The 13709-nt window shown below is 62.0% G+C and carries 10 protein-coding genes; 7 read left to right on the top strand and 3 right to left on the bottom strand.

Annotation, left to right across the window (positions count from 1 at the left end; genetic code table 11):
- Positions 1 to 19: 19 nt before the first annotated feature.
- Positions 20 to 1492 (top strand): aldehyde dehydrogenase family protein, encoded by a 1473-nt coding sequence (locus JF539_RS21755; protein ID WP_207142830.1) that lies wholly within the window; start codon positions 20 to 22, stop codon positions 1490 to 1492.
- Positions 1493 to 1510: 18 nt separating this feature from the next.
- Here JF539_RS21755 and JF539_RS21750 read toward each other — a convergent pair whose 3' ends face one another.
- Complete coding sequence (locus tag JF539_RS21750; RefSeq protein ID WP_207142829.1) at positions 1511 to 2281, bottom strand: IclR family transcriptional regulator; 771 nt, start codon at positions 2279 to 2281, stop codon at positions 1511 to 1513.
- A 167-nt stretch (positions 2282 to 2448) separates the two neighbouring features.
- Positions 2449 to 3468, bottom strand: coding sequence for a TRAP transporter substrate-binding protein (locus JF539_RS21745; protein ID WP_207142828.1), 1020 nt, complete (start codon positions 3466 to 3468; stop codon positions 2449 to 2451).
- Between the two features lie 206 nt (positions 3469 to 3674).
- On the opposite strand from JF539_RS21745, the gene JF539_RS21740 reads away from it, so the two are divergent.
- From JF539_RS21740 to JF539_RS21730, 3 genes are all read left to right on the top strand, one after another.
- The gene (locus JF539_RS21740; RefSeq protein ID WP_207142827.1) at positions 3675 to 4184 is read left to right on the top strand and encodes a TRAP transporter small permease; all 510 of its coding nucleotides are present in this window, start codon (positions 3675 to 3677) and stop codon (positions 4182 to 4184) included.
- A complete protein-coding gene (locus JF539_RS21735) occupies positions 4181 to 5506 on the top strand; it encodes a TRAP transporter large permease (protein WP_207142826.1) in 1326 nt (441 codons plus the stop codon). Before JF539_RS21740 ends, JF539_RS21735 begins: the two co-directional genes overlap by 4 nt.
- Positions 5507 to 5771: 265 nt before the next feature.
- Positions 5772 to 6845 (top strand): SMP-30/gluconolactonase/LRE family protein, encoded by a 1074-nt coding sequence (locus tag JF539_RS21730; protein WP_207142825.1) that lies wholly within the window; start codon positions 5772 to 5774, stop codon positions 6843 to 6845.
- Here the strand turns inward: JF539_RS21730 and JF539_RS28135 are convergent.
- Positions 6730 to 7224, bottom strand: a complete 495-nt coding sequence (locus JF539_RS28135) for a hypothetical protein (RefSeq protein ID WP_207142824.1) — start codon at positions 7222 to 7224, stop codon at positions 6730 to 6732. The genes JF539_RS21730 and JF539_RS28135 overlap by 116 nt on opposite strands.
- Positions 7225 to 7409: 185 nt before the next feature.
- On the opposite strand from JF539_RS28135, the gene JF539_RS28055 reads away from it, so the two are divergent.
- The 3 genes from JF539_RS28055 to JF539_RS21710 all read left to right on the top strand — a co-directional run bounded on the left by JF539_RS28055 (position 7410) and on the right by JF539_RS21710 (position 13466).
- Positions 7410 to 8423: an AraC family transcriptional regulator gene (locus JF539_RS28055; protein WP_207142823.1), complete on the top strand. Its 1014-nt coding sequence runs from the start codon at positions 7410 to 7412 to the stop codon at positions 8421 to 8423.
- 217 nt (positions 8424 to 8640) lie between these two features.
- On the top strand, positions 8641 to 11661 hold the full coding sequence (locus JF539_RS21715) for a GLUG motif-containing protein (RefSeq protein ID WP_207142822.1): 3021 nt from the start codon (positions 8641 to 8643) through the stop codon (positions 11659 to 11661).
- On the top strand, positions 11658 to 13466 hold the full coding sequence (locus tag JF539_RS21710) for a ShlB/FhaC/HecB family hemolysin secretion/activation protein (RefSeq protein WP_209017477.1): 1809 nt from the start codon (positions 11658 to 11660) through the stop codon (positions 13464 to 13466). The genes JF539_RS21715 and JF539_RS21710 overlap by 4 nt, the downstream gene beginning before the upstream one ends.
- Positions 13467 to 13709: the final 243 nt, after the last annotated feature.

Raw genomic sequence — 13709 nt, 5'->3', positions numbered from 1 at the left:
ATTCAAACAGGAGACGATAGTGCATTTCGACCCCAAAGCACTCGACCGGCCGAACGGCATGTATCTCGATGGCACGCTCGTGGAAGCGGCCGGAGAGGAATTCGTCATCTCATGCCCCTCCGACACGGACTTAAAGCTGCCGGTCCGGATGGCCACGCCGGAAGACATGGACCGCGCGGTTGAAAGTTGCCGCAAGGCCGTTCGAGACAGCGGATGGGCAACGATGGGGCCGCGGCCGCGCGCCGAGATCCTGAACCGCTGGGCCGATCTTGTCGACCGTCACGCGGCCGACATCGCCGCGCTTGAGGCTCTGGTATCCTCGCGCCCCTATACGGAAGTGATGTCCCGGGATGTGAAGGTCGTCAGCCTCGCCCTGCGCATGTTCTCCGCCTATGCGGACACTCACGAAAGTTCGGTCACCGCGACGCCTGCCCGACAGCTTTCCTTCACCCGCGACGAGCCCTACGGCGTGATCGGTGCGATCTCCCCATGGAACTTTCCCGTCATCCTGGCTGCCTGGAAATTCGCGCCGGCGCTGGCGGCAGGCAACGGCGTGGTTCTGAAACCTTCCGAGTTCACGCCCTTCGGGATCCTGAGGATCGCGCAACTCGCCCGCGAGGCCGGACTCCCGGATGGTATTTTCAATGTCGTCCTGGGCGACGGCAGCGTCGGCCAGACCCTCGTGCGCCATCCGGGCGTCGACTACGTCACCTTCACCGGATCCAGCCGAACCGGAGCCGCCATTATGGCCGACGCGGCCACCCACGGCCTCAAGCCCGTGAGCCTCGAACTGGGCGGCAAGGGACCGCAAGTCGTTTTCGACGATGCGAAGGATCTCGACCATATCGCCGACCTTGTGGCGCGGGGCGTGACCTACAACAGCGGCCAAGCCTGCTTTTCCGGATCCCGGCTGATTGTCCAGTCCGGGGTGAAACAGGCACTGATCGAGCGGATCGCGGCGCGCATGGCACGTGTCCGGCCTGGCCCCACCTGGGCCGACGGCATCACCTTGCCGCCCGTGATCAACCAGTCCCAGCTGAATCGGATGGCCGGGATCGTTTCGCAATCGGTCAACGAGGGCGGTGTCCTTCTGTGTGGCGGTCACGCGATGGAGGAGCGCGGACAGTTTTTCGAGCCGACGATCCTGGACGGAATAGGCCCGGACAACATCGCCTTCAGGGAAGAGATTTTCGGCCCCGTGCTTTCCGTCGACACCTTCGAGACCTTCGACCAGGCAATCGGGAAGGCCAACCATCCAGACTACGGACTGACGGCCTCGGTCTGGACGCGCGACATCGACGTTGCCATGGCCGCAAGCCGCCGGATCGAGAGCGGGACCGTGTGGATCAATCACTGGGGCCGCGCCATGGACATGACCAGCCCGTTCGGGGGGCTGAAGCGCTCCGGAATCGGCAAGGATATGGGCCGACAGGGCTACGGCAAGTATCTGAAGACCAAAGCCATCTGGATGGAGATCGAAGAACCTGCCTGACAGTGCTGCTGTTGAACCTCAGCCGTCCGAGACGACCTTGGCGATCTCCGCCAGCCGGGTGCCAATTTCGTGAAGACGGTTTTTCTCCGGGGCGTTGGCCAGCATGATGGCCGAGATCCCGAAGGTCGGCCAGTTCTGCGCATCGGTGATGACAGAGGCGACGACCGAAATCCCGGCATAAAGGGTTTCGTCGTCGATCGCGTAGCCGCGCACGCGCGCCTGGTCCACCTCGTCCAGGTATTGCGCGAAGCTGATCGGGCTGTTCCAGCGCATGCTGGAGAACCAGCGGCGGAGCTCCTCGGTTCCCACATCGGACTTCGCCGCAATCACCCGGCCGATGGCTCCCAGATACTTCGGCATTCTCTGGGTAACCTGCATGTCGAGCCGAACCGGCGTGTCGGCGAGAGCGCGGTCAATCAGCACGACCCGGTCATCGACGACCTGCCAGAGCGCCATCAGGCACTGCTCCTGCGTCGCGATCTGGACCAGTTCGCGACGCAGGAGCTCGCTTTCCTGCAGGCTGACCAGGGATCGCACCAGTCCGAGGAGCCCAAGCGCTGGCGTATAGGTCTTGGTCGCCTCATCGAAGCTGACCATTCCTTCGTCGTTCAGGGTCCGGAGAATGTTGAAGGTCGTAGAAGTGTTCAGCCCGGCCTTTCGCGCCAGAGCGGTGGCTCCCATCGGCTCTCCGGTCTGTCCGAGCTCTCGCAAAATCTTCAGGGTCTGCAGCACCGCCCGAACCGGTTTTTGGGGCGCTTTTTGAACGGTTGTTGAAGATTGATCCGCCATTCTTCATTGCCTTACAGTTTTTCTTTGCCTTTGCAAGCGCGTGTTGCAAGGTGTCGCCGACCCTGCGGCAGGAACCATGTATCGGCGGAACCGCGCAAGCGTGAGGTCCGGTCGACGAGATCCTGCAGAAGTTCAGCGCCCGGCAGGGAAACGCCGGGCGCAGCAAGTTATTGAGCGGTCAGCTCTTCAATGCGTGCCAGGATCGCGTCGGGGTTCCCGTCCGCAGCCCTTGCCTCTTCCTTCCAGGCCTCAAAGACCGGCGTGATGGCACTCTTGTATTCAGCCAGGAACGCTTCCGAGGGAACCGTTACAGTATAAGTGCCTTTTTCGTCGTATTTCGCGCGAATACGCTTGTCGGCTTCGTCGTAGGACGCGCCGAGTTGCTCCGAAAAAGCCAATCCGGAATTATCGTCGATCACCTTCTTCAGGTCGTCCGGAAGCTTGTCGTAACTGTCCGGATTCATGATCACGATGTGAGTAATCGAACCGAGCGGCGTTTCGTTGATATCGGTGATCAGATCAGCGATGCCGAAGGGCTCGAGGGCTTCATAGGCGAATACGGTGCCGTTCAGGACGCCCAGGCGGATAGCCTCGGCCATTTCACTGGCCGGCATTCCCACGCCAGAGGCTCCAATGGCTTCCAGCACCGAGCCGATCATCCGGCCGGATGCCCTCAGCTTCAGGCCTTTCAGGTCGGACATGGTTTCGATCCTGTGGTCCTTGGTCATCATGATGTAAGGCACATTCATGAACAGGGCCAGAGGTTTGACACCGTAGTACTCGCCCCCGAGCAACCCCTCTTCAAAGAGCTTCCAGTAAGTTGACGAAGCCTGTTCGGCGGTTTTGAAAATACCGGGCAATTCGACGGACGACGTCAGCCGGAACCGGCCGGGCGCATAGCCCGGAACGAACCAGGCGCCGTCGATAACGCCGCTTTCGACAAGTTCGAGATAGGTGTCCGGCGTTCCGAACACACCGACAGGCTGAATATCGACGACGATCCGGCCACCGCTTTCCTTCTCGATCTTTTCCGCCCAGGGCAACAAATCGTTTTGCAGAATCCATTGACCTGACGGAACCGGCATCGCGAAACGCAGCGTGGTTTGCTCCGCCGCTGCGCAGGACATCGCCATTACCCCTCCCAGAGCAAGGGCCGCGCAAGCGGTCACGACTCGATTGATGAACATTAAGCTATCCTCCATGCTTGAACTACAGAATGACATTCGCTATTCAGAACACTGTTGTCAACGAAATGCGGAATGAAACGAAAATACATCCTGATTTTTGCGTATTTTTCGCGCGCTGCGGCGGATAGGACGTATTTTTCCAGCCTCTTCTATTCTGCATTCAGAATGATTTGACGAATTCTCGGTTCTGGAGGAGGAACTCGACGATGCTAATACTGGCCCGACGGACCATCGACGGACTGGCTCTGATGGCGGCGGTTATTCTCGTTGCCGTTGCCGCGTATACAAGCGCCGACGCACTTGCCCGGAAGATCGCCGGCACAGGTCTGCCCGGTTCGGTCGATGTGGTCGGTTACGGCCTTGGCCTCGTCATCGCGCTCGGGCTGCCTTATTGCACTCTGAACCTCGGGCATGTTTCCGTTTCTGTTTTCGTCCGAAAGGTGCCCGGAAAGTTCGGCTGGCTGCTGCGCAAATTCGCCCCCCTGGCATCCACGCTGTTTTTTATTGTCCTGACATGGCAAATCGGCCGGATCGCTCTCAAGCGCCTGGAAAGCGGTGACCAGATGTGGATGCTTCCGGTCGAGACATGGCCGATCTGGATCGCCGTCACGGGCCTCCTCTGCGTGACGGCCATCACGCAAACCACAGTTCTCGCCTTGCCGGTTTCAGATCAGGAGGAACAACAGCTCGCCAGAAACGAGGGGGAAGCCGTATGACCCACAACGCTTGGATTGGCGCGGCCGGCTTCGGCCTGATGATGGTTCTCATCGGACTGAACGTTCCGATCGGCATAGCAATGGGGATCGCGGGATTTGCCGGTCTCGTCGTGCTCGCCGGAATGGACAGCGCTTTGAACACGGTCGGCATCGTCGGATCCGGTCAGTTCGTCAGCTACAATCTTTCCGTCGTGCCGCTTTTCGTTCTCATGGGTGTGGCGGCGTCCCATTCGGGAATGAGTCAGGGTCTTTACAGGCTTGCGAACTCGGCTGTCGGCCATCGCACCGGTGGCCTGGCCATGGCCACCATCGGGTCCTCGGCGATGTTCAGCGCCGTGTGCGGCTCATCGCTGGCGACGGCCGCGACCATGGCAAGGGTGGCCATGCCGGAGATGCGCAAATACGGCTATGATGACAGGTTGGGGACGGGCGCGATCGCCGCCGGCGGGTCACTCGGGATCCTGATCCCGCCGAGCGTGATCCTGATCGTCTATTCACTGATCACCGAAACACCCTTGTTCGACCTGTTCGCGGCAGCCTTGATCCCCGGATTGATCGCGGTGGCGGGATATATCTCGGTCATTGCCCTGATCGTCTGGTTCAAACCCGAACAGGGACCTGCCACGCCATGGCAAGGCTGGCGCGCTCTTGCCCTGGCGACACGGCATGCCTTGCCCGTGATCGCCCTCTTTCTGGTGGTGCTGGGCGGCATCTACGGTGGTATATTCACCCCCACGGAAGCTGCGGCAATCGGAGCACTCGGCGCTCTGGTCTATCTCATCTCCCAGGTGGGGTTCGACCGCGACATTCTCCGCCACGTGATGCTCGACACCATTTCGACGACCGCGATGATCTTCATCATCATCATCGGGGCGGGCATCTTGTCGTTCTTCATGTCTTTCTCCGGTCTTCCGAGGGTCTTCGCCGGTGCGGTCGCGTCTCTGGACGTTTCGCCCTACTGGATCCTGGTCGCGATCATTGTCTGCTATCTGATCCTCGGCTGTTTCATGGAAAGCCTCGGGATCATCACGCTTACCGTGCCGGTCCTGTTTCCGCTCATCAAGGCGCTGGCTTTCGATCTCGGCATGACGCCGGCCGAGGCGGCCGTCTGGTTCGGTATTTTCGTGGTCGTCGCGGTGGAAATCGGCATGCTGACCCCACCTCTGGGGCTCAATGTCTTTGTCATTCAGGGCACTGTCCGCGACGTCGAACTGGCGACCGTGTTCCGGGGCGTTGTCCCCTTCTGGATTTTCGACGTGATCCGCCTCACGCTCATCGCCTTCATTCCGGCACTCTCCCTGTTTCTGCCCAGACTCTTATAAAATTTCGCAACAAATACAGTAACTTACGCTTCAAACGGACGGTACGCCAGCGCATCTCCAGGAATGCGGATCCGCATACCAGCAAGGATATTGGAGCAGACTTCACAGCCGAATTGGCCGCGAAAAAGGACCCCGGCTCCTAGCTTTCCGCCGACGGGCTCCAAAAGGAGGAAATCGAAGGCGCGGACGGCCGCGTCCGACAGAGTGTCGATTAAGGGAGGAGCCCGGGCGCATCATTCATCACGGCATGAAGAGGAGGAAAACCATGCCTGATTTGCACTGCCGGCCAATGCGCGCCGGTTTACTGACCGCTGGTTTTTACGCACTGACCCTGTTTGGATCCACCGCTTTTGCCGAGGATTGTGCTCCCGTCAATGGCGCTGAATTCATTTGCGGCGTCGACAACGTGGAGGATTTTGTCCGCTTACCCGACGGGCGTATCCTTGGCAGCGATCTGGCTCAATACGGGCAACAGGGCCATTTCTGGCTGTTCGGAACCGATCGCAGCGTCCTAAAGGTCCAGCCCGAGGACATCGCCATCGCTCCGGATCCAGACTTCGCCGGTTGTCCCGGCGCGCCCGACTGGTCGGTGTTCGGGCCGCACGGCCTGGACCTTGTGGCTTCGGGCGACACAGCGACGCTTCTGGCCGTAAATCACGGCGGCCGCGAGGCGATCGAGATGTTCAAAATCGACCTCGCCGGGAAGGACCCGAAATTTTCCTGGACCGGCTGCCTGATAGCACCGCCAGGCGCGTGGCCCGACGATGTGGCGATCCTGCCTGACGGCGGTGTTATCGCCACGAGCCTTTGGGACACGAGGGACGACACCCGCGTGGAAAAGCTGAACACCGGCAAACCGGTTGGCGGGCTGTTCGAATGGCATCCCGACAAGGGCTGGTCTCCCGTTAAGGGGGCCGAGGCGATGTCCGGCCCCAACGGCGTCGTTGTGACCCCGGACGGTTCGACGGCCTATGTCGCGGCCTGGTCGGGGAAACAATTGTTCACCGTGGACCGGACCACGGGCGAAATCACAGCCCAGAATGTCGATTTCGCCCCGGACAATCTGGTCTGGAGTGCCGATGGCAGCTCCATCCTGATCGGCGGGGTGATCACAACCGTGCCCGACGTGCTGGCCTGTTTTGTATCTCAGGATGTGAACTGCCCGGCGCTCGGCGTCCGGGTGGACAGGCTGAACCCTGAGACGGGAGAGTTTAAAACCCTTGTCAAAGGCAATGACTACGGCCAATTCGGCGCCGCGACCGGCGCGATCGAAGTCGATGACGAACTTTGGGTGAACAGCTTCCGCAGTGACCGCATCGCGATTTTCGAACTCCCCTGACGAAGCGCATGGTTTGACCCGTCGCCACTGGTTGGCGGCGGGTGTAGCCGACCCCGAGCGTCTGTTTCCGATAACAACCCGGCGTGAGGAGTAGGTTAAGGTCGAGCAGGTTCAGCAGCCGGGGACATTCCCAGGCCCGGGCCTGGTTGCCGGTCACCACCGGCTTTCCGATTTCCTGTCCGAGCCGTTCCACGACCTGCACGATTCTCAACCCGGCGGAGGAGTTGAAGAGCGCGTCGCTGTCTTTGTGGATTACCCGCTTTCCTTCTTGAAACAGTGGTTCGGCGCTCAATCGGTTGATATCGGGATCACCATCGAGATCGAGGGGAACGCGCCTGTCGATGGCGAAGCCGGATGCCTCGAAATGGTCCGCGACCATGGCGGCGAACGGAACCGGTAGGGAACGAGCAGGGAAATTCGGTGCGGCGTCCAGGCTGAGTGCTCGAAAAAATCATTTCTGGTTCTTTTCATTGCAACTTTTTACAATTCGGCGCGTCATTCTTTCAACGACGCCAGCCTGAACGTCCTCGCTGATCCCTCCCGGCCTGCAACTTCCAAGGAAAAATGCCCGAAATAGCGGACCACTACTGCGCCCCGATTCTTGAGACCGGCACCTTCGAAAGCGAGGAACCCGTTCTCTTCGAGGCTGCCATCAAGCCCTGGAACCTGACGGTCGACCTGAGGCATTCCACGAAATTCTCCTGTCGGGTCCAGTATTTGAGGTTGGCGGGTATTACGCTTTACCGGGACACATACGGGCACGGCATGCGTTTGCAGGGAATGACCCCTCGGGGAACGCTGACGCTATCTCTCCCTGTCAGGGGCCTGACGGACGAGTCCGCATTCTGGAATGAGCCGCTCGACGATCAGTCGATCTATTCGACGTTCCATCGCGAAATCGACAGCGTCACCTCGGAGAAACACGACCAATTCATCATACTGCTGGACGCGGGAGGCTGCGGGGAACCAGAATTCGCCGAACTCCTGAACCTGTTCGACGGCGCTCCGGCGCGTCTCTCCGTGATGACCGAAAGGCGGGAACGGCTCCTGCGCTTCTGCAGACGCCTGATGCGCCTCGCGCAAGACCCGGCGGTTGCAGGCGACGGCAAGGCCATTTGTCTGCTGCGTGACGAGTTTATCGACGTTCTGAAACGGACGCTGGACGTCTCGCCAGGACGGGCGCTGCTTGGCGGAAAGGAGGCCGGCACACTTTCGGCCATGTTCGAAATTCTTGCGGGGGAGAACTACCGCGTGCCCTCGGTCAAAGAGCTTTGCCGCACCATGGAAGTGAGCGAGCGGACCCTGGAACGAGCCGTGCGCGCAAGGTTCGACTGCACGGTTCAGGCACTCCTGCGCAGGTTCCGGCTGCACGAGGCACGGCGGCATCTTCTAGCCATCGACAGGCAGCGGGGCAGTGTCACCGAAATCGCGTTCAATCTCGGCTTTTTCGATCCAGGCCGCTTTGCCGGCGAATACAGGCGCACCTTCGGAGAACTTCCGTCGCAGACCCTTAAACAAACCGCGCAAGGCCAGCCCCCGGAAACTCTTCTTGACGTCTTGATCCGCGAAAAGCGTTGACCTCTCAACGAGATACGCTGCGACCGTCAAACTCTTTTACCTTTTTTGCGACTATTTCGGGAAATTTCCACCCGTGTCGGAAATTACGTGGCCCATATTTTTTTCAGGTGCAAAAAGAAACATGAATGGCGCTGCAGGGTGAGCGGCGCGTTTGTGATCTTTTCGCAGCAGAGCCAAGGGGCATGTGCGTTGCTGCGGCAAGCCTGGAATGTAAGCGTTGACCGCGACTAAGAGTGCCCTCGGGCGTTTCGAATCTTCTTCCAACTTCTGTTCGTACCGGAAGCTCCTGGCATCGACAACGATCTGTACAGGACTGCTCGTCCCCGGCAGCCTCGCGCTGGCGGGAGACCTTCCTACGGGCGGGAGCGTTGCGGCCGGCGATGTCTCCATCGGCCAGTCGGGCGGGGCGATGACCGTCACGCAGGGGTCGAACAAGGCCATCGTCAACTGGACGGGCTTTTCCATCGGCGCCGGCAACAGCGTGACCTTCATTCAGCCCGGTTCGACCTCCGCGATCCTGAACCGGGTGACGGGGGACACGCCGTCGTCCATCGCCGGCAGCCTCAGTGCCAACGGCCGTGTCTATCTGATCAATCCGAACGGTATCGCGATTACCTCGTCCGGTACGGTGAAGGTCGGCGGCGGTTTCGTTGCCTCGTCTCTCGACATCGATGACGAAGATTTTCTGGACGGCAATCTGAGTTTCCGCGGCAATGGCGCTTCGGCGCCGGTGCGCAACGACGGTGTCATTTCCATCGGCCGGGGCGGCTATGCGGCGCTGATCGGCGGCACGGTCACCAACAGCGGTCTCGTCGCCGTGCCGCTCGGCAAGGCTGGTCTGGCGTCGGGCGAACAGGTGACGCTGGATCTTTCCGGCGACGGCTTCCTGCAGGTGGCGGTGCCGACGGCTGCCGGGGCAGAGGGCGCCGGCGCGCTGATCGAGAATTCCGGCAGGATCAGCGCCGAAGGCGGTACGGTGGTCATGAGCGCGGCGACGGCGCGCGAGGCCGCCCGCAGGGCGGTGAACCTCAGCGGCGTGGTCGAGGCGCGCAGCGTGTCGGGCCGCAACGGGCGCATCGTGATCGGTGGCGGCTCAGGCGGCCGCGTCTCCGTTTCCGGCCGGGTGAGCACGGCGTCGGTCTCCGGCCTGGACCTCGCCTCCGCCGATGCGGTTCCGACACTCAAGCCGACGGGCGGATCGATCGAGATCACCGGCCGGGAGATCGTGCTGACCGGGGCGGAGCTCGACGCATCGGGCGCGGGCGGCGGCGGCAACATTGTGGTCGGCGGCGGCTTTCAGGGCACGGGCGATCTCCTTCATGCGGACACGACGACAGTGGACGCTGCAACGGTGATCCGGGCGGATGCAACAGAGGAAGGCGACGGCGGCGACATCGTCTTGTGGTCGGACAGCCTGACGCGGTTCTCCGGGCTGATCTCGGCGCGGGGCATGGGCAACGGAGAAGGCGGGGACGCGGAAGTTTCCGGCAAGGCGGCTCTCGCCTATGAGGGCTTTGCCGATCTCGGCTCCGACAAAGGCAGCTTCGGCACGCTGCTGCTCGATCCCTATAACATCACGATCTCCGCAACCGGCACCAACAACTCCAGCGGCACAGTGCCGACGGGCGAGGACAGCGTGATCACGGTGGCAACACTGGAGGCGGCGCTCGCCGGGGCGAATGTGGAGATTGCAACGGGCGGCTCGGGCAGTCCCGGCGGACAGGCCGGCGACATCACGGTGGCCGATGCGGTGAACTGGTCTTCGGATGCGGTGCTGACCCTGACGGCAGCGAACGACATTTTCCTCAACGCCGATCTGACGGCGACCGGCCAGAACGCCGGCCTCGTCCTGACGCCGGGCGGCGACTATTCCATCGGCAACAACACAACCGTGACCCTCTCGGGCACCAACGCGAGCCTCGACATCGCAGGCGTCAGCTACACGCTGATCCACAGCCAGGCGGACCTGGAGGCGATCAACTCCCTCGGTCTTTCCGGCAACTACGCGCTCGCCCAGGATCTCGACCTCACCGGAACGACCTACACCGACGCGGTCATCGGCACGAGGGTCAACTCATCCAATGTCAATCCGTTCACCGGTACCTTCGCGGGGCTTGGTCATGTGATCCGGAACCTGACCATTGATGTCGGCACAGGCTCAACCAACGGGCGGGTCGGCCTGTTCGGCCATACGGACGGTGCCACCTTGCGTGATGTCGGCCTGGAGGGCGGCAGCGTCACGGGGCATCACTACGTCGGCATGCTGGCCGGGCAGGTGGAAAACGGTACCCAGGTTCTCAACAGCTACGCGACCGGCGATGTGACGAGTTTCACCAATGAGGCAGGCGGGCTTGTCGGCTATAGTTCCAACAGCACCATCAGCAATGTCTATGCAACCGGCAGCGTGAGTGGCCATAGTTCGGTCGGCGGCCTGATAGGAAAGAGTGTCGACAGCACAATCGGTAGTGCCCATGCGGCCGGTACTGTTGCCGGTGAGCTTATTGTTGGCGGGCTGATCGGTAATTCGTACGAAGACACGATAAGTGACGTTCATGCTACGGGTGACGTGACCGGTACCGTCAGAAGGGTGGGCGGGTTAATCGGCTGGATGCAGGACGGAACGATCAGCAAAGCCTATGCGACCGGCAACGTGCGCGGCGACTATTATGTCGGCGGGCTCGTTGGCAGTAGTTCCGAGAGTATGTTGATTAATGTCCGTGCGACTGGCGATGTGAGCGCGGAATCGGCTGTCGGCGGGCTCGTCGGACAGCTGGTCGCAAGCAGTATCGAGACCTCCAAAGCGACCGGCAGGGTTAGCGGCACAACGGAGGTGGGCGGCCTGCTTGGAGAGAATAGAGACTTTAATGGCCGCATCAGTCAGATCACCAAGTCCTCCTTCGACAGTGTCTCGACCGGCCAGTTCAGTGCTATCGGTGACAACCAAAGCAGTGGCGTTGCGGATATCGTCGACCTTTCCGCGCCAACGCCCTTCGACCCTGGAGGGGTGCAAGTCCCGCCCGGCCAGCCCAACCCCGGTCAACTGGCGGACGGGGCCGACGCCGATGCGGGGCCCGGACAGGCACCGGGCACTGCCCTTCCGGCAGGAGATGGCAAGGGTCCCGGCGGCGAGGACACCGGCCTCGTCCTGAGCGATCCCCTTCTCACAACGCCCGTCTGTACGCTCGGCACGACAAGCGTCCCCTGCGGTAGCGCACAGGACAACGGAAACAGATCATGAAGCCTCTCGACCAAGACCGTTCCGCGCGCCAGGGAGCCGCGCGGACTGCTCCGCGTTTCGCCGGTCTTGCACGCGCAATGACGCATATTCCTGTCCTGCTGCCGCTGGCTGCCGGGCTGCTCGCCGCGGCCGGGGGCCCGGCTTCGGCCCAGACGGCCAGCCAGATCACCCGCGAAAGCTACGCCCCGCCTGTTCGCGGAACGGCAGGCGGCGGGCTCATTCTGCCGCAAGCCGGCGGACCGGACATTCCGGCCGGAGCCGCCGAACTGCATGTGACCCCTTCGGGCCTGGAGGTGAGCGGGGGTTTCGCGGAGCTTGAGGGAGAAACCAGGGACATCGAGGCAGAGATCGCCGGCCGGCAGGTGACCGCTGCTGGTCTCTTCAAGGCCGCAGACCGTCTGGAAGCAGCCTACGCGCGGGCCGGTTACCTGCTGGTTCGGGTCAGCCTGCCGCCGCAGACCATCGAGAACGGCGCGCCCCTGAGACTGGTGGTGACGGACGGCTATCTTTCCGGCGTCGATGCCGCAGCGCTGCCATCCCGGGTCCAGCGGCAAGTCAAGGCTTTCGTCGCGCCGCTTGTCGGCAAACGCCACCTGACGCGCGGCGAACTGGAGCGGCAGCTCCTGCTGGCGGGCGACACACCAGGCCTGATGCTGCGCTCGACACTCGCGGCGGGCGACGCGCCGGGTGCCACGGTTCTGGTGCTCTCGGGTCGTCAGGACCCGGTGACCGCCAATGTCAGCATCGACAATTCGATGAGCGAGGAACTCGGCACCGTCTCGATGGGCCTTGGTGTCAATTTCAACAGCGTGCTCGGTTTCGGCGAGACCGGATACCTGCATCTCGGAGGCTATCCCGGCTTCAACGGCGATCTTCTGTCGGACGATCCGCGCAACCGGCAGGCGGTGGCCGGGGTCACCGTGCCGCTCGGGACGTCCGGTGCATGGATCAACCTGGAAGGGGTGGACAGCCGGACACATCCGACTTCGGACCTCGATTTCGTCCTGAAGGACGTCTACCAGCGCCTCAGCGCGAAGTTCGGCTATGCCTGGATCCGCTCGCGTTCATTCAACAGCTCCAGCATTGCCGGGTTCGACATCGCCAACGAGGATCAGACGCTGGTCTTCGGCGCGGCGGACTACGATTTTGCCAGCGACAGGCTGCGTGTTCTGCGCGTCAGCCAGACCGCCGACGGGGTTACGCCCTGGGGCGCATCGGTTTCGGGGCGGCTGGCGGCTTCTTTCGGCCTGGACGGACTGGGCGCAAGGACGCCGACGGCCGCGCTGCCGGGGACCCGCTTCGGCGCGGAGCCTTCGTTCCAGAAGCTGGAAGCGAACTTCGGTTATGCGCAGGGACTTGCGGGCAACCGCCTGCAGCTGTCCGTTTCCGCCAAGGCCCAGACCTCCTTCGGCGAGACACTGTTTGCCTCCGAGCAGTTCGGCCTTGGCGGTGCGGACTGGCTGTCGGCCTATGAGAGCGGCGGTTTCGAAGGGGATGCGGGCGCCGCTGTTCGCGGCGAGTTGAGCCTGCCCAAGGTGCTGCGTCTGCCGGGTCTGACATCCGACTTCGGCGCCGTCGCCGCGCCCTATGCGTTCGCCGCAGCGGGTGTGTCCAGCCTGGAAAACCCGACGGCGCTGGAAGAGGCAATCACCAGGGCAGTCTCCTTCGGTGGAGGGGTTCGGGTGGCCCTTTCACGCAAGGCAAGCCCGCTCGGCGCAAACCTGAAGCTGGAATATGCCCGGGGAGCCGCCTCCGGAGAAACGCCAGAGGACCGCTTCAACCTCGGCTTCGTCGCCCGGTTCTGATGGATTGAAATCAACCGATCTTCGGCATGGTCTTGCAAAAGGCGGGCGGAAGTTGGTCACTCTCGATGCCTTGTCGATAGCGTGGTGCAGATAGCGCCCCTGGCCTGGATCCTGGTGTCGCACAAACCGCAACGACGGTGCCGAGACCGGCGTTTCAGCGTCTCGGCACGACGTTCAGCATCATCGATTTGCGCTTCAGCAAGGAGAGCAGCCACCTCTCCACTGACCTGCGACAGGCACGTT

Origin of the sequence: Roseibium aggregatum, assembly GCF_017309185.1 — a bacterium.
Lineage (GTDB): Bacteria > Pseudomonadota > Alphaproteobacteria > Rhizobiales > Stappiaceae > Roseibium > Roseibium aggregatum_B.
This window is presented reverse-complemented; position numbering and strand designations above follow the sequence as displayed.

Excerpts from the sequence above, each read along its gene's own strand:
- JF539_RS21750 (WP_207142829.1), bottom strand. The coding sequence starts at position 2,281 with ATGGCGGATCAATCTTCAACAACCGTTCAAAAAGCGCCCCAAAAACCG.
- JF539_RS21745 (WP_207142828.1), bottom strand. The coding sequence starts at position 3,468 with ATGTTCATCAATCGAGTCGTGACCGCTTGCGCGGCCCTTGCTCTGGGA.
- JF539_RS21740 (WP_207142827.1), top strand. The coding sequence starts at position 3,675 with ATGCTAATACTGGCCCGACGGACCATCGACGGACTGGCTCTGATGGCG.
- JF539_RS21735 (WP_207142826.1), top strand. The coding sequence starts at position 4,181 with ATGACCCACAACGCTTGGATTGGCGCGGCCGGCTTCGGCCTGATGATG.
- JF539_RS21730 (WP_207142825.1), top strand. The coding sequence starts at position 5,772 with ATGCCTGATTTGCACTGCCGGCCAATGCGCGCCGGTTTACTGACCGCT.
- JF539_RS28135 (WP_207142824.1), bottom strand. The coding sequence starts at position 7,224 with ATGGTCGCGGACCATTTCGAGGCATCCGGCTTCGCCATCGACAGGCGC.
- JF539_RS28055 (WP_207142823.1), top strand. The coding sequence starts at position 7,410 with ATGCCCGAAATAGCGGACCACTACTGCGCCCCGATTCTTGAGACCGGC.
- JF539_RS21710 (WP_209017477.1), top strand. The coding sequence starts at position 11,658 with ATGAAGCCTCTCGACCAAGACCGTTCCGCGCGCCAGGGAGCCGCGCGG.